The organism is Hyphomicrobium sp. ghe19 (assembly GCF_902712875.1).
In the GTDB taxonomy this organism is placed as follows: Bacteria; Pseudomonadota; Alphaproteobacteria; order Rhizobiales; family Hyphomicrobiaceae; genus Hyphomicrobium_B.
Genome location: NZ_LR743509.1, coordinates 2,697,287 through 2,713,703 on the forward strand (window position 1 = coordinate 2,697,287; position 16,417 = coordinate 2,713,703).

Consider the following 16,417-nt stretch of genomic DNA (forward strand, 5'->3'; position numbering starts at 1 on the left):
GATGGTTGAAGTCAAAGATACGATCGGTTTGTGGGAGCGCTCGCTGATCGCGTGGCCGGATGGTCGCAAAGATACGACAACGTTCGTCGCATGGCTGCAAGGTCCGAGCCTATTCGCCGATCTGCGACAACCGCACGATGCGCCATCGTTTAACGACGTCGCTTGTCTGGATGACTTGCAGCCCGATCATTTCAAATGGCTGGCGCGTCAGGAGGGCTTCGCAGGCCGGTTTGGGAGCGACGGCGACGCCTTCGAATGGCGCCGCATGATGGATTATCAGTGCGCGAGCGACACCGCGGATGCCGGCTACCTGAGTTTCTCCGACGGCGTCCTCGTCGAGCGCGGTCGAGACATTCCCTACATCGAGCACTGGCATCAAACATCGCCGCGCACTCGTCCGCACTTCGCAGCACGAATGCAAGACCAGAAGGGCCTCGAAGGATTTCTTGTCCAGGTCGGCGATGTTTTCATGTACGCGCGAAACCGCGCGTTTGCGCTTCCCCGCGGAGGTTCGCTTGTCGATCTCGTGATGGGCTGCTCGCCTGAAGAAGCGCGGACACTGCTCGATTGCGAAATTTCACTGGGCCGCGTGCGTGACGGCGCGTGGTTGATCGATCGATCCAGCCTGCCTTTCCGCGTCAAGGCGGATCTCGCACCCTCGTTTTCGATCGACAGCGAAAGTATTGCGATTGCGGACATCACCGAGGCCGGCAAAGCGACAGTGCGAAACTGGAAGATCGTCGACCTCGAAGTCGATGCTCAATAACAAAATTCATCAGAGCAGGAACACGACGATCAGGTTTCTCATCCCACGGATTTACGAGGCACGACATGAGCACATCGGAAAACTTCTCGAGTATCCCCATCGTCGATATCACCAAGCTCCGCATCGGTACGATTGCCGAGCAGAAGGCGGTTGCCGAAGAGCTTGGCAAGGCGGCTCGCGAAGTCGGCTTCGTCTACATCACGGGCGGCGGCATCGACGAGTCGCTTTTTGACGGTGTTCTCGATGCGACCAAGCGCTTCTTTGCGTTGCCGCACGACGAGAAAATGAAGGTCTACATCGGCAACTCGCGTTGTCATCGCGGCTACGTTCCGGAGGGCGAAGAGGTCTTCGCCTCTGGAACGAAAGACAAGAAAGAGGCTTACGATCTCTCGATGGATTTGCCGGCCGACGATCCGGATTTTGTTTCGGGAAATCCGCTTCTAGGACCCAACCAATGGCCGGAGCTGCCGGGATTCGCCACCGCGGTCGACGACTACTACAGGGCGGTCTTCGCTTTGGGCCGCGTCCTATTGCGGGGCTTCTCGATGGCAATCGGCGAAGAGCCGACGTTCTTCGATCAATACGTCACCAAGCCGCCAAGCCAGTTGCGGTTGATCCATTATCCTTTCGACACGAGCGCGGAAGATCGCCCCGGAATCGGAGCTCATACCGATTACGAGTGCTTCACGCTGTTGAGATCGACAAGCCCCGGACTTGAAGTCATGAACGGCGCCGGCGAATGGATCGACGCTCCTCCCCTTCCCGGCGCCTACGTCGTCAACGTCGGCGATATGATGGAGATCTGGACGAATGGCGAGTTCACCGCAACCTCGCATCGCGTTAGAAAAGTTTCGGAAGAGCGCTATTCGTTTCCGTTATTTTTCGCGGCCGACTATGACACGGTTGTCGCTCCGTTGCAGCGTTACGCGACCGGGGACAAGCCAATGCGCGCTTCTCTGAAGGCAGGTGAACACCTTTTTGCCCAGACGATGCAGAGCTTCACCTATTTGAAAGAGCGTCGTGCGCGGGGCGAGATCGTGTTGCCCGAAGGATCGGCGCCGTTGTCGTCTTTCGGACAGGAGGCCCGGCAGAAATATTGATCGAAGACGCCGAAGGCGCATCGCAAGTCGTGGCTGTTACAAGCGACGAGCCGCGGCCCTCGCGGTGGGTTGCCGGTCGGACGAGCGGCAAATAGGGCTGGGTCATGCGTGGCTCATGGACTAATGTTGCCGTGTCGGCCGGAACATTATCGAGCAGCCATGTTTGACGGGTTCAAATCAGAACTGATCGATGTCGGTGACGACGTGAAAATATTCGCGCGCTCCAAGGGCACAGGACCGCCGCTTCTATTGCTGCATGGATATCCGCAGACGCACGTTTGCTGGCACAAGATCGCTGAACCTCTGGCAGAGCACTTCACCGTCGTTGCCACTGATCTCAGAGGCTATGGCGCCTCGAGCAGGCCTGTAGAGGGACCGAACCATCTCAATTATTCGAAACGCGCGATGGCCATAGACCAGGTGCGCGCGATGTCTGCACTCGGCTTCGAGCGCTTTTATCTCGCCGGGCACGACCGCGGCGGTCGCGTCGCTCACCGCCTCGCGCTCGATCATCCCGAGCGGGTCCTCCGCCTTGCTGTCCTCGACATTGCTCCGACGGCAACCATGTACGCGAACTCGAACCGCGACTTCGCCGAAGCCTACTACCATTGGTTTTTTCTGATTCAACCCTTTGATCTGCCCGAACGCCTCATCGGCGCGGAAGCTGAATTCTACCTGCGCAGAACCTTGAGCAGCTGGTGCAAAAGCGACGGGGCGATTACCGATGAGGCCATGTCTGCCTACATAGAGGCATTCACGGCGCCGGGCGCTGTCCATGCTGCGTGCGAGGACTATCGCGCAGCGGCGACCATCGATCTGGAGCACGACCACTCAGACGACGTCGCGTCGCATCGGATCGTGGCACCCATGCTCGTGTTGTGGGGAAGCCGCGGAACAGTGGGGCGCCAATTCGACGTGCTCGCATGCTGGCGGGAGAAGACTCGCGGCCTCCTCCAGGGCGAAGCGCTCGATTGCGGACACTTCGTTCCGGAAGAGGCGTCTCAGGCCACGCTCGCGGCCTTTCTGCAGTTCTTCGCCGATTGATGTTCATCGCTTGCGGGGAAGAACAGGGAGTCTGAGGCGCTATCCACAGTATCAGCCATCCCCTCTGGGTACGACCTTCAGCTTCAGTTCCACCTCCACATCGGGATCGACGATCCGAAGCAGACGAACCAATCGCTCAAGCGAGAATCGATCGAATTTTCCATGACGAATGCGAGAAATTTCCGTCTGGCAAATCCCCGTTGCTGCCTCGAGCGCAACGGCCGTTCCCCACTTGGTCTTGACCGATTCCACAATTTGCGCTGCGACCACCTTTCTCGCGTCATCGAGGCGCGAGTTCCACTTTTCATCGATGTTTGCCTCGAACAATGTTCGTTCCTTAGGTTCGAATGCGGATCGTCGTGCGTTAAAGCGAGCCGCTGAAATTTGTGCCTTGTTCATCATCAGTCATCGGCCTGCGATAGGATGTGTTTGGCGACCCGACGCTGAGGCGCCGCAGGCACCTCAGCGTCCAGCCTCCGCTTATCCCTTCCCGTATTGAGAGTTCGAGCCGCAGCCTTTTGCGCCGGTCGTACAGTCTTTCCGAGTATCGGCGTCGGATCCGGAACGGTGAGGTGTGTCGGTGTTCGGCGGCCAATTCTGTGGAAGGCGATCCGCCTTGTGGCAGTACGTTCGCGTAAATATATTGTGACAATGCCGATACGGGTGCGCGTCGGCGACAACAAGCTCGCCATACGAACGTGTCGTGTCGCTCGTTACTGCACTCTCCGCGGCGAACGAAAAGGCACTGCCGATTGAGATAAAGACTGCTGCGACGGCTCCTATCAGGAGTGCGGCGGGCGGGATTGGCTTCGTCGTATACATCTGACGATGTCCTCGATTTGAGATGGTTCACTCAATCGGCGTGAAGCGCGTGAGGCGCACAATTCAATCGCCGAGCGAAATTCGGTGAGCGGCGGGTTTCAGGCGCAGAATCGCGAAGCTTCGTGCGAGACGAGCCTTTTGCTGCTCCTCGTGCTGACGTCTAATTCAGCAACACCACAGTCCTGAGGGTATCCAGGCGTGGATCGGGCTTCCTCAGATGGACAACCACGAGGCGCGATGTGAGGTGTGCCAGCCACTGCGTGCTGGCTCTGAGATCGATATGGAAATCTCGTCCGAGAACTGGCTCTACGCTTGGCCGGGGTACGCAGCGCGGTTTCGATTTGGCGACCAGCGGAAGCAGCAGCTTATCTTCACAGTCCGAACCGCTGACATGAGGCGTGTGCCGAACGTCTTCCGGCGCGATACTGTGTTTCGCATCCGGTCCGGCATGGGTGAGTACTTTCGCGTGCGCAATTTCGATGGCTCGATGGCCGTTCTGTCCCGCGCAATAACGAAGCGGCGCCGCGATGACCACGGCCGGCAAAATCAGAGCCAGCAGGAAGGCCGAAATGTATCGGGTCAGCACTCCCCCCGCCCTTGCCCGTGATGAATTATGCCTTTTGCATCTCATGTGGATGCCGCTCCCGAAGAAGCCGCGAACGTTTGCGCCCGGTTGTCGCGTTCATCCTTCGCTGTCGATGTATTTCCAAACCTGGCGCAAAGCGCCGGTAGAATGAGCAACGTAAGGATGGTCGCGCTCGCGAGGCCGCCGATAACCACGGTTGCGAGCGGCTTTTGAACTTCCGCACCGGTGCCCGTGGAAAGCGCCATGGGCACAAAACCGAGGGAAGCAACGAGCGCCGTCATGACAACAGGCCGGAGCCGTGTCACCGCGCCGTCGAAAATCGCCTTGCGGCGTTCAACCCCCTGCTCGACGAGCTGATTTATGCTCGTCATCATCACGAGCCCGTTGAGGACCGCGACACCGGAAAGTGCGATAAAGCCAACAGCCGCCGACACCGAGAACGGCATGTCGCGCAACCACAAGGCTATGATGCCGCCAGTCAGGGCAAGCGGCACGGCGGAAAACACCAACAGCGCATCTCGCGCAGATCCGAGCGCCGAATACAACAGCAAGAAGATCAAGAAGAAGCACGCCGGCACGACGAGCATCATTCGCTTCTGTGCGGCGGCCAGGTTCTCGAACTGACCTCCCCAGGAAATATAGTGCCCCGGCGGAAGTTTGATTTCGTTCGCAACCTTCCCTTGTGCGTCCGCTACGACTGAAGCGATGTCGCGACCGCGAATGTTGGCCGTCACGACGACGCGCCTTTTTCCGTTCTCGCGGCTGATCTGGTTGGGACCTTCCGTGAAGGCGAAGCTCGCCACCTGTTCGAGAAGTACGGAGGATGTCTTGCCAGAGCTGTCGGGCGGCAGCGACACCGGCAAATGCTTCAGCTTCTCCAAATCCTCGCGCATGCCGTCGGGCAAGCGGACGATTATCGGATACCGGCGGTCACCTTCGAAGACGACACCGGCTTCGCGACCGCCGATTGCAGCGCCAATCACGTCTTGCACAGCCATGACACTCAGGCCGAGCCGCGCGATTTCTTCCTGATTGATCTCGATTGCGAGGAACGGCAGGCCCGACACCTGCTCTACGCTGATATCCGTCGCGCCCTCGGTGTTTCGCAAGATGGACGCCACCTGATTGGCGGTTCGGAGCATCGGCTCGAACTCTTCGCCGAAGACCTTTACGGCCAGGTCGCCTCGCGCGCCGGCCAAAAGCTCGTTAAACCGCATCTGGATGGGTTGCGAGAATACGAGATTGTTTCCGGGCTGCTTTTCGATCGCCGCAAGGATCTTTGCAACGAGCGCATCTTTGCCGAGCGCCGGATCCGGCCACTCCTTCGCCGGTTTCAGGATGATGAAGGTGTCGGAAACGTTCGGCGGCATGGGATCGGACGCGACTTCCGCCGTGCCCGTCTTCGAATAAACGAATGCGACCTCGTCGACCTTGCTGACGACCTTCTCCAGCTCGAGTTGCATCTGTTGAGACTGCGAAAGCGATGTACTCGGGATGCGGATCGCGTGCATCGCCAAGTTCCGTTCGTCGAGGGTCGGGATGAATTCCTGTCCCAGCTTCGCAAACAGCGAACCGGCAAATACCAGAAGTCCCAATGCACCTACGACAAAGAAGAGAGGTTTCGCCATAGCTCTGCGCAGCAATGGCTCGTAAATACGTTTGAGGATACGAACGAAAATGTTTTCCTTTTCCTCGACGCGTTTCGATAGCGCAATGGCGATTGCTGCCGGAACGAAGGTCATCGAAAGTGCAAACGCTGCGACGAGCGCGATGATGACCGTCAGAGCCATCGGCTCGAACATCTTGCCTTCGATGCCGGTGAACGTGAGTAACGGCACATAGACGAGGATTATGATCGCCTGCCCGTAAACGGATGGCTTGATCATTTCCTCGGCGGAGCGAATGACCGCTTGCAGGCGCTCTTCGAGCGCGAGTTTGCGGCCGAGATCGCGCTGATGCTCGGCTATTCTGCGCAGCGTATTCTCGGCAATAATGACCGCCCCATCGACGATCAGACCGAAATCGAGCGCTCCGAGGCTCATCAGATTGGCGCTGATCTTAGTTTGCACCATCCCCGTTATTGTCAGGAGCATCGCCAGCGGGATGACCAAGGCGGTGATCAGGGCGGCGCGGAAATTGCCGAGCATCAAGAAAAGGACGACGATGACGAGGAGCGCGCCTTCGGCGAGATTCTTACTCACCGTCGCGACCGTGGCGTCGACCAACAGCGTCCGGTTGAGAACGGTTTGTACCTCGACGCCAGGAGGAAGGCTTTGACGAATGTCTTGCATCCTGGCGTCTACGGCGGCTGCGACCGTGCGGCTGTTCCCGCCGATCAGCATGAGCGCGGTTCCCACGACCACTTCCTGGCCGTTTTCGCTGGCGCTGCCGGTCCTGATCTCGCGACCGATTCCGGCGGTTGCCACGTCCTTTATGCGAATTGCGACGCCACCACGGGTCGCGATGACCACGTTGGCTATCTGCTCGGGCGTCGTCAGGCGTCCCGTGCTGAGAACCGCGAAACCTTCACCGTTTCTCTCGACATAGCCAGCGCCTCGATTGACATTGTTTTGTTCGAGCGCCTGCGCGATATCAGCGAATGAAAGGTTCAGGGCGGTAAGGCGTGCGGGATCGGGCTCTACGACGTACTGCTTCTCATAGCCCCCAATGACATCGATGCCTGCAATGCCCGGCACCGTGATCATCTGCGGGCGAATGATCCAATCCTGCACTGTCCTCAAATAAGCGGCACGCTCAACGTCGGTCGTAAGCCGCTGGCCCTCGGGGGTCAGATAGCTGCCGTCGCTTTGCGGACCCGGCCTGCCATCGTCGACACGCGCGGACCCCGCCGGGGCGTATCGCACGGTCCACATGTAGATCTCGCCAAGTCCCGTCGAGATGGGTCCGAGCTTGGGTGTTATGCCGTCAGGAAAATTCTTTTCCGCTTCTCTCAGGCGTTCCCCAACCTGCTGCCGCGCGAAATAGATATCCGTTCTCTCCGAAAATACGGCAGTGACCTGCGAGAACCCGTTTCGCGACAGCGACCGCGTGTATTCCAGTCCGGAAATGCCAGCGAGCGCGGTCTCGATGGAGAAGGCTATCTGCTTCTCGATATCGACCGGTGAGAGCGACGGCGCGATCGTATTGATTTGAACCTGGTTGTTTGTGATATCGGGAACGGCGTCGATAGGCAGCTTATCAAGCGAATAGATGCCGTAAGTCGCAGCCGCGAGCGTCAGCATCACGACCAGCCAACGCTGATGAACCGAAAAGGAGAGCAGTCGAGCGATCATTTCATGATCCTATTCAATGGTCGTGCGCTGCTTCGGACTTCCCGAGCTCGGCCTTGAGCAAGAAAGTGTTCGCCACAGCGATGAGTTCGCCGGCTTTCAAACCGGACAGCACCTCAACCGCCTTTCCGTCGTCGTCGCCGATCGTAATTTCGCGGGCTTCGAACCCTTCGGGCGTTCGAACGAACACGCGCGTGCGGCCTTCGATCGTCTGTAGTGCCGCTTTTGGGATCACCAGCTCGGCTTTCGTTTCGGAGACGGCGATATCGGCGGTTACGAACGAGCCGGGACGCCAAGCGCCGTCGCGATTGTCGACCGACGCGATGACGCGTGCCGAACGCGTATCCTGATTGAGCACGGGACTCGTGAAGACGATGGTGCCATCCGACTTGCCCGTACCCTCGATGGCGAGCTGCTGACCCTCTCTGATCGAAGGCAGATCCTGAGGCGATACCGTCAATTCCACCCAGACCTTCGAGAGGTCAGCGAGGGCATAGAGTTCGTGAGCCTGGCCTTCCGCACCCATCGGCGTGCCGATATCGACGAGCTGCTCGACGATGCGGCCGCTAATGGGGGCTTTGATCTCGTAGCGCTCGAGACCGGCTGTCTCCTGGCCGGCGTCGGCCAGCTTCGCGATCGACTCGTCGCCGACGCCCAGCGCGGAAAGTTTTTGCTTCGCGACGTCGCGGCGGACCTGTGTTTCTCGAAAGGTCGCATCGGCGCGAAGAACGCGCTGTTCAGACGAAACCTGCTTCTCCCAAAGCGTTTTTTCGCGTTGGTAGAGTGTCTCCTGCAGTCTGAAATTTACGATCGCCGCGATGTATTCGCTTTTCGCATCGGCGACCTCGCGGCTGTCGAGGATCGCAATGACCTCGCCTGCTTGCACGAAATCACCAAGGCCTTTTCTGAGTTCGGCAACCGTGCCGACGACCTTGGACGGCACGCGGCCCACACGGTTGCGGTCGGGAATGATGGTTCCCGGAACGCGCAGGCGCGCGCGAAGAACGCCGGATTCGGCCGGTTGAACAGAAATCTTGGATTGCGCGATTTGTTCGGCGGCGATTGCGAGCTTTTCACTTCCTTTCTCATGGCCGCTCTCGTGTCCGCTCCCATGGTCGTTCTCTGGGCCGCCCACTGGCTCACCACCATGCTCGTGCGCTGACGAGTGGTCATGCCCGTGGTCATCCTCTTTCGCCGCATGCGCGGATTGAGCTTGTGTTTCCAATCCGATGACATTCTTCAAACCGAGCTGAGAACCGCCCTTATGAGAAAAGAACACACCGACGACGAACATGCCGACGAGAATACCGCCGGCGACGAGACCAAGTCGCTTCATACGTGACAATCCATGCCGAACGCCGCGCTGATTTCAGAGCGCACGCCCAAGCTTCAATTTTTTCAGAGGATGGAGGATCTGCCCGCGCGATCACGCAGGCCGAAGCGCTTACGCGCTGATGCCAAACCGGGGCGGCTTTTGAAGGGGATCCGGCTCGCAGGACGCCCCAAGCGTATCGAAGTAAGCCGCATAGCTGACGCGCGTGCCGGCAAAATAAGCCGGCTTATGGCAAGACCGCGTCGGCAATGCTTGGAGGAGACACGGGCAACTACAAGGGTGATCCTCTATCCCACCAAGTGGTGAGGTGTTGGTGTCGGAGCTATTCTGTGCCCGGACATCAACGGACTTTACCGCGTTCTCTGCGATGTGGGATTTCTGACCGTCGCAGTGAGTTGTCGCGTGCGACGCCGAAATCGGAACGCCAGCAAACAAGATCAACGCGGCCAAAAGCGCTTTCACGAACTGACCCACGCGGGACCGCACGCCGACACGCGGACGGGCATGGCGCACGCCGCGTGAGAGCCGATGGATGTCCTGTGTCGAACCGTTCATTGCCCCGAAACTGGTTTCTGATGGTGGCGAAGTCAAGTCGAACGCAAAAGAGCAATAGCAGAAAGCAGGCTCGCGCTTCATTTGACGCGGGTCCTGTTTACTTCAGGCCACTATTGGCTCGGCGACATTGACGACTGACGTCAACTACATGACGTCGGTTGCCAATTTTATTGACGGTGACGGACAACCATCGCTACCGGCCCGCATTGGAGACTAACGAAGGCCTAATCGCTCCGCTTGCCAGCGGTACGCGCGAGTTCGCTCTCGAGCTCTTCGACGCGCTGACGGAGCTGCTGCACCACAGCCGCTGCCTCCTCTATCGGTATGAGCTGAGGGATGTGCTGCGGGCAGTTGCGGTCCCAAGCCTCAATCGTGAACAGAATTACCCTTTCAGCAATCGCATTCCCCTCAGCTGGGCGCAGTTGGGCCAGCAAGGCATCATCATTTTCAATGATCCGCGCACTTCCCCAGATCTTCACCCTCCGACGGCGTGCGTAGTCCATGACGAAGATGAAAGCGCGTGGATTCTCCGCAAGGTTCCCGGCTGTAATATATTGGCGGTTGCCGGAGAAGTCCGCGAACCCCAGCGTTCGGTCATCGATGACTTTCAAAAATCCTGGCGGTCCGCCGCGATGCTGGATGTAGGGCTGGCCGGCTGCGCTTGCGGTCCCGAGGTAGAATGAGCGCGCGGTTGCGAGAAACGCAGCGAGATCAGGCGTGACTTTGCTTGGCCAGCCGCGGCCTCTCTCCACCGCCTCGTATTGTTCGCGCGAGCCTCGCTTCAGCTGCTCGGCCTTCACTGCCGGAGTAAACGCAATATCGGACGCGTGGCTGTTCATCCTCACACCCATTCAAATTCGCGCAGAAATTAGATGGCAGGCATTCCTATAAAACCAGGCAGTGCCTTTATGCGGTCGATCCAACCGCGGATCGCGGGGAAGTCGCCGAGCGGCAAGCCTCCCTCGTGGCCCAAGGCGACGTAAGGCATGCAGGCGATATCGGCGACAGTTGGCCGACTGAGTGCCAACCACTGCTCGTTCGACAAGTGCGCTTCCAACAGGGCCAGGACTCGATACGCCTTCTTGCGAGCGAGGCCGACGTCCAGATCGTAGCCGAATTTATCGTGAAGGCGCGCGTCGTTCGGGCCGCGCGCGATTTCGTTCTCGGCGGTCATCAGCCACTGACAAACGCGTGCAAGTCCAGCGGGATCGATCGGCAGCCAGCTCTCTCCGCCCCACTTGCGTGCGAGGTAGACGAGAATGGCCTGGCTGTCGCGCAACACCACGTCTCCATCCTGGAAGATCGGAATCTCGCCGAACGGATTAAGCGAGAGCAATGGTGGTTTCTTGTGCTCGCCGGCAAGGAAATCAACCGGCACAATCTGCAGCGGAACGCCGAGCAGGCTGGCGAGCAGGCGCACTTTGTAGCAGTTGCCCGAAAGCTCGAGGTCATAAAGCTTCGTCGTCATCGCGCAAAATCCTCCCGCCGGAAATTACTGAGCCAGCCAGCACAGATTCCCGCATCCGGGCTATTTCTGCTAGTGGGTAAGTTCAGTAAGGATGTTTCCATTTTTCGGAAGACTATCATGGATCGACTACGTGCCATGGCCGCGTTCGTCGCGGTGACGGAAGCCGGCAGTCTGTCGGCTGCGGCGCGATCGCTCGGCGAACCGCTCACAAACCTCAGCCGAATGATCTCTCAGCTCGAAGCGCACCTCGGGTGCACTTTGCTTCACCGGTCGACGCGGCAGATGGTGCTGACGCCAGCCGGCAGCGAATACCTGGATACCTGCCGCGCTATTCTCGACACGGTCGCAATGGCGGAGAGACGCATCGCCGGCCAGGCGGATGAGCTATCGGGCGATCTCGCCTTGACGGCGCCCGTACTCTTCGGACGCATGTATGTGGTGCCGCTGCTCGCGCAGTTCTTGGCTGAGTATCCGCGCATCAATGCACGCCTGTTGCTGGTCGATCGCGTGGTCAACCTTCTCGATGAGGGAATTGATATTGCGCTTCGCATCGGCGAGTTGCCGGACTCCGCCCTTCTTGCGACCCGCGTGGGTTCGTTGCGCCTCGTGACCTGCGCGGCCCCGGCCTATTTGGAGCGTTGCGGCATGCCCTCGGCACCCCCGGCTCTCACCCAGCACGATTGCGTAACGTTCGCCAATCTTCCTGGCGGTACGCGCTGGATTTTCAGGAGCCGCCGCAATGGCCGCAAAGCCGTGCGTGTGCGTTCCCGCTTGTCCGTCAATACTGCCGACGCAGCCGTTGCAGCGGCGACCGCGGGTATCGGCATTACGCGCGTTCTCTCCTATCAGGCAGAGGACGCATTGCACGAGAAGCGTTTGCTGCCGATCCTGGACCGTTTCGAGGACACCGAAATCCCAGTGCAGCTCGTTTATAGCCCGACGTCCTCAAGCAACGCTCGCGTGCGGTCATTCGTGACGTTTGCAGCCGGGAAGCTGCGGCTATTGCCGCACGCCTCATTGCGTAAGACGCAAGGACGTCTGGTCCGCTAGCGGCTGCGCGGGCGCAGCATCAAGAAGCGCCCGCTTCGTCCATCACACTTCACCTCACACCTACTCGCCCGCGTGACTTATCGATTGGGCTTTCTTCATTTGATCCATGATCTGACTGAGATTGTAGGATTCTGGAGCCTGCAATGGCGGGTACTTGATGTAGCTCTGTAGATGTTCCGCCCAAAGCTGCTGACCGATGGGCAGCATGTTCCAGTCATATTGGAAGGCGGTAACGGGTCCAGCCAGCGCACCGCCCAGGCTCATGGCCGTTTTCTGGTCGACGCCGACTGCCTGCTCGAACGGATCGCGTTTGATGTTCTGGACCAAGGTAAAGTGGAATGGGATTAACGGCATGATCCAACCCGCCGGGCCTGGCTGAGACATCGTGTAATACATCTTCCAATTCTTGTAGCGCACCGCCGACGGCGTCGCGCCGGAGAAGTAGAAGAAGTAGTCACGTGCCGACTTATCCGAGGAACCTTCGAGATAGGCGCGCTGATCGAAACCATCGAGCGTCGTCTTGACGATGCCCGGATATGCACCCGCTTCGATCTTCGTCTTTAGCTCATCGCCCTTTGGACCGCCGGCGATGTCAACGAATGTCGGCACCCAATCGAGAGCCGCGAAAAGCTGGTTCTTGATCGTCCCGGGCTTGATATGGCCCGGCCAGCGGACGACCATCGGCGCGCGGTAGCCGCCTTCCCACGCCTCACCTTTCTGCCCCTTGAACGGGGTGACGCCGCCGTCCGGGAAGCTGATCGCCTCAGCACCGTTGTCGGTCGTGAAGACGACGATGGTGTTGTCCAGCTGGCCCATGTCCTCCAGCTTCTTCAAAACGACACCGATGTTGTCGTCCATCTGCTTCATGCCGGCTTCGTTGACGCCCCAATCCTTGCCACCGGGCTCTCCAACCATGGCCATGTACTTGTCCGACAGCACCGTCGTGACGTGCATGCGTGCCGGGTTGTACCAAACGAAGAATGGCTTGTTGGTCTTCTTCGGGTCGTTGCGATCGAGGAAATCGACGACCTTGGCGGAGATCTCTTCGTCCACCGTCTTTGAACGTTCCAGCGTAAGCGGACCCTCGTCCTTGCACGTCTGGTTAGCTTCCGTGCCATCGGATGAGTGGCACCAAATGACAGGGCGCGGCGGCATCAAGCAAAGCGTGGTTTTCTGATCTACCGCACCCGGAACCTCTGGGAGACCCGGAACCGGCGTGTTCTTGCACGGCGGCGCGACTGCCTGGATCGTGGCTGTCTTGTTGATGTCGGGGAAACTCACGCCTTGCATGGCATCAAGGTGATAGAGATAGCCCCAATATTCCTGGAAGCCATGCGCGGTCGGTAGCGACGCGGTGTGATCACCGAGATGGTTCTTCCCGAACTCTCCCGTTGTATAGCCGAGATCATACAGAAACTTGGCGAGTGCAGGAGTTCCGGGCCGCAAATAAGATGGGCTGCCGGGCAGCTGCGGCGGGATCATGCCTGTTCGCAACGGGTACATGCCTGTGAAGAAGGCATTGCGGCCCGACGTGCAACTCTGCATGGCCACGTAATCCATAAACTTTGCACCCTCGTGGCCGATGCGATCAATATTGGGCGTTTCCCCGACCATCAGTCCTTCATGGTAGATGCTCGGCTGCATCCAGCCGATGTCGTCGCCCATGATGAACATGATATTAGGCTTGCTCTCCTGCGCCGATGCCCGAGAACTGATCACAGACAGCGCACACAGCAGCGCGATAAGGCCAATTCCGATCTTCCGAGAGATTTGCATGTTTGGCGCTCCTTCAACTGAGGACGCAGCGCACCTGCCCGCACACCGAAAGCCGAAGCTGCCCAAGTTCACGACCATCCGCAATCGACGAGGATGTAGATCGTAAATACGTTCTATACAGTGTGCTGACTATCGTATCAGCCGACAGCAATGATGCAGCCAAGCGTGGCAGTACCCTTATGCTCGGACGCAATATGAACCGCTCGGCGTCTTCTATACGGCGGCACAGCTCTGCAAGAGCTTCATGGGTAATCCTGGCTTGCCTCGCATTATCGCTGACTGTGAATTTCTGGCTGGAAACACCACTGTCACATGCCCAAGAAGCGCAGCAGAAAACAACCGGTCCGGTTGCGCATCCCGATTTCGTTGGATCAGACCGATGTGCGCAATGTCATTCAGCAGAGCACAAAGACTGGCTTAGCTCGCATCATGCGGTAGCTATGCAGGAGGCGACGGAGCGGACTGTGCTTGGCCGCTTCGACGGCATTAGCTTCAGCGATGGCAACGTCACGAGCAAATTTTACAAAAGTGACGGCAAGTTTTGGGTCCGGACCGATGGGCCTGACGGGGCGCTCGGCGACTTCGAGATCAGCTACACGTTTGGCGTCTGGCCACTACAGCAGTATCTCATCGAGCTTCCAGGAGGGCGGATTCAGGCGCTCGGCATTGCGTGGGATGCGCGCTCGAAGGAAGACGGCGGCCAGCGCTGGTTTCAGCTCTATCCAGATCGCAAGTTGAAGGCCGGAGATCCGCAGCATTGGACCGGCATCGATCAAAACTGGAATTATCAGTGTGCGTGGTGTCACTCGACAAATATCAAGAAGAACTACGATCAGACGACCCGGAGTTTTCGCACGACCTGGTCCGAGATCAGCGTGGGATGCGAAGCCTGCCACGGTCCTGGCTCAGACCATGTGGCATGGGCGACGGCGTCGAACGGATGGGAGCAATCCGATCAGCGCGACAAGGGCTTCGCGCGAACCTTCGATGAACGCAAAGGCGTAACGTGGCCAATGGATGCGACCGGGCAGGCTCACCGCTCGGTGCCTCGTTCGTCGGCTAATGAGATTCGTGTTTGCGCCGGCTGTCACTCGCGACGTCAACAGTTCTCGGATGATCCGGGAAGTGTTGGCCGCTTGTTTGACGCCTTCCGGCCGTCGCTGCTGGAAGACGGTCTCTATCATGTCGATGGCCAGCAGCGCGATGAAGTCTACAGTTATGGATCGTTTCTTGAGAGTCGCATGCATTCGGCGGGCGTCACCTGCTCCGACTGTCATAATCCTCACACGGGCAAGCTACGCCAAACCGGAAATTCGCTCTGCGGGCAGTGCCATGCCGCTGAACGATTTGACGTCAGTGCGCATCATCACCACGCGACGAATTCAAAGGGTGCTGAGTGTGCTGCCTGCCATATGCCGGCCACGACGTACATGGGCATCGATGGCCGCCCTGATCATTCCATCCGCATTCCTCGCCCTGATCGAACGGTGCTGCTCGGAACGCCCAATGCGTGCAACCAATGCCACACGGACAAAAGCGCCAAATGGGCCATGGATGCCGTCAAGACATGGTATCCTTCGCCGAAGCCGGGATTCCAAGATTTCGCTGAAGCCTTCGATCGCGGCGACTGGGGAGCTCCTGGCGCTCAACTCGGCTTGATCGGAATTGCAAAAGCCGGCACGGAGGCACCTATCGCACGCGCAAGTGCGATTGCCAGGCTTCAACGATTTCCCTCATCTCAGGTGCTGGACTTCGCGGCGAGCTCCTTGAAAATCGATGATCCCCAAATTCGAGCAGCGGCCGTGTCGGTGATTGCCGGCGCTCCCCCCGAGATGCGCCGGTCGCTTTTCGCGCCTTTGCTGAGGGACGAGACCCGCTTGGTTCGCATGGATGCCGCTCGGGCCATTGCCGGCGAAGCGGAACAGAATTTGTCGGCCGATGATCGCGCGTCATTCGAGAAGGCGCTCGCCGAATATATCGATGCCCAATTGTTCAATGCAGAACGTCCAGAGTCGCAAGCCAATCTCGGCACACTTTATCGCGATCGCGGCAAGCTAGGCGAGGCCCGCGCCGCGTTCGCACGGGCGATCGAAATCGATCCGACCTTCGTCCCGGCAGTCATCTCGTTGGCCGAGCTGAAGAGAGGGCAGGACGACGAAAGTGGCGCTGAAGCGGTGTTACGCAAATCGCTCGACGGAAATCCCCGTTCCGGCGGGCTGTGGCACGCCCTCGGCCTCAGTCTCATTCGACAAAAGCGCCTGCCCGAAGCGATCGCCGCCCTTGCGAAGGCCGCTGAGCTTGCTCCCGAAGATCCGCGCTTCAGCTACGTTTATGGGGTCGCACTTCACGATACCGGCAAGCCGCGAGAAGCAGTGGAGGCATTGAAAAGCGCGCTCACGCGTCACCCCTACGATCGCGATATCTTATGGGGGCTTGCGACATACGAGATCGAAGCCGGCGACGATGCGTCGGCGCTCGCCCACACCGAACTTTTAAATCAACTCGAACCTGATCGTTCAGATGTTATCCAGCTGCTCGGAGAACTGAGGCAACGGACTCGCTAGCGCTGCACCGCAGGGCCAATTTCGTGACCGCTCTTGGAGCGCACAGTACTTAATCCCTCGCGC

12 protein-coding genes are annotated in these 16,417 nt (G+C 58.9%); 5 read left to right on the top strand and 7 right to left on the bottom strand.

The window, feature by feature from the left end; all coding sequences use genetic code 11:
- The first annotated feature begins 1 nt into the window (after position 1).
- The 3 genes from AACL53_RS13095 to AACL53_RS13105 all read left to right on the top strand — a co-directional run bounded on the left by AACL53_RS13095 (position 2) and on the right by AACL53_RS13105 (position 2,910).
- Entirely contained in the window at positions 2–766 is a 765-nt protein-coding gene (locus tag AACL53_RS13095; protein ID WP_339084962.1) for a hypothetical protein, read from the top strand.
- 65 nt (positions 767–831) lie between these two features.
- Positions 832–1,866, top strand: coding sequence for an isopenicillin N synthase family oxygenase (locus AACL53_RS13100; RefSeq protein WP_339084963.1), 1,035 nt, complete (start codon positions 832–834; stop codon positions 1,864–1,866).
- A 159-nt stretch (positions 1,867–2,025) separates the two neighbouring features.
- Positions 2,026–2,910 (top strand): alpha/beta fold hydrolase, encoded by an 885-nt coding sequence (locus tag AACL53_RS13105; protein ID WP_339084964.1) that lies wholly within the window; start codon positions 2,026–2,028, stop codon positions 2,908–2,910.
- 51 nt (positions 2,911–2,961) lie between these two features.
- Here AACL53_RS13105 and AACL53_RS13110 read toward each other — a convergent pair whose 3' ends face one another.
- The 6 genes from AACL53_RS13110 to AACL53_RS13135 all read right to left on the bottom strand — a co-directional run bounded on the left by AACL53_RS13110 (position 2,962) and on the right by AACL53_RS13135 (position 10,964).
- A complete protein-coding gene (locus AACL53_RS13110; protein WP_339084965.1) occupies positions 2,962–3,237 on the bottom strand; it encodes an XRE family transcriptional regulator in 276 nt (91 codons plus the stop codon).
- Between the two features lie 655 nt (positions 3,238–3,892).
- Positions 3,893–4,318 (bottom strand): hypothetical protein, encoded by a 426-nt coding sequence (locus tag AACL53_RS13115; RefSeq protein ID WP_339084966.1) that lies wholly within the window; start codon positions 4,316–4,318, stop codon positions 3,893–3,895.
- Between the two features lie 41 nt (positions 4,319–4,359).
- The gene (locus AACL53_RS13120; protein ID WP_339084967.1) at positions 4,360–7,611 is read right to left on the bottom strand and encodes an efflux RND transporter permease subunit; all 3,252 of its coding nucleotides are present in this window, start codon (positions 7,609–7,611) and stop codon (positions 4,360–4,362) included.
- A 13-nt stretch (positions 7,612–7,624) separates the two neighbouring features.
- Positions 7,625–8,944, bottom strand: a complete 1,320-nt coding sequence (locus AACL53_RS13125) for an efflux RND transporter periplasmic adaptor subunit (RefSeq protein WP_339084968.1) — start codon at positions 8,942–8,944, stop codon at positions 7,625–7,627.
- Between the two features lie 776 nt (positions 8,945–9,720).
- Positions 9,721–10,335 carry a pyridoxamine 5'-phosphate oxidase family protein gene (locus AACL53_RS13130; RefSeq protein WP_339084969.1) on the bottom strand — a complete coding sequence of 205 codons (615 nt, stop codon included), beginning with the start codon at positions 10,333–10,335 and terminating at the stop codon, positions 9,721–9,723.
- Positions 10,336–10,364: 29 nt separating this feature from the next.
- The gene (locus AACL53_RS13135; RefSeq protein ID WP_339084970.1) at positions 10,365–10,964 is read right to left on the bottom strand and encodes a glutathione S-transferase family protein; all 600 of its coding nucleotides are present in this window, start codon (positions 10,962–10,964) and stop codon (positions 10,365–10,367) included.
- Between the two features lie 117 nt (positions 10,965–11,081).
- On the opposite strand from AACL53_RS13135, the gene AACL53_RS13140 reads away from it, so the two are divergent.
- The gene (locus AACL53_RS13140) at positions 11,082–12,014 is read left to right on the top strand and encodes a LysR substrate-binding domain-containing protein (protein WP_339084971.1); all 933 of its coding nucleotides are present in this window, start codon (positions 11,082–11,084) and stop codon (positions 12,012–12,014) included.
- A gap of 60 nt (positions 12,015–12,074) precedes the next feature.
- On the opposite strand, the gene AACL53_RS13145 is transcribed toward AACL53_RS13140, so the two are convergent.
- Complete coding sequence (locus AACL53_RS13145; RefSeq protein ID WP_339084972.1) at positions 12,075–13,790, bottom strand: arylsulfatase; 1,716 nt, start codon at positions 13,788–13,790, stop codon at positions 12,075–12,077.
- Between the two features lie 440 nt (positions 13,791–14,230).
- On the opposite strand from AACL53_RS13145, the gene AACL53_RS13150 reads away from it, so the two are divergent.
- Entirely contained in the window at positions 14,231–16,354 is a 2,124-nt protein-coding gene (locus AACL53_RS13150; RefSeq protein WP_339084973.1) for a tetratricopeptide repeat protein, read from the top strand.
- Positions 16,355–16,417 lie beyond the last annotated feature (63 nt).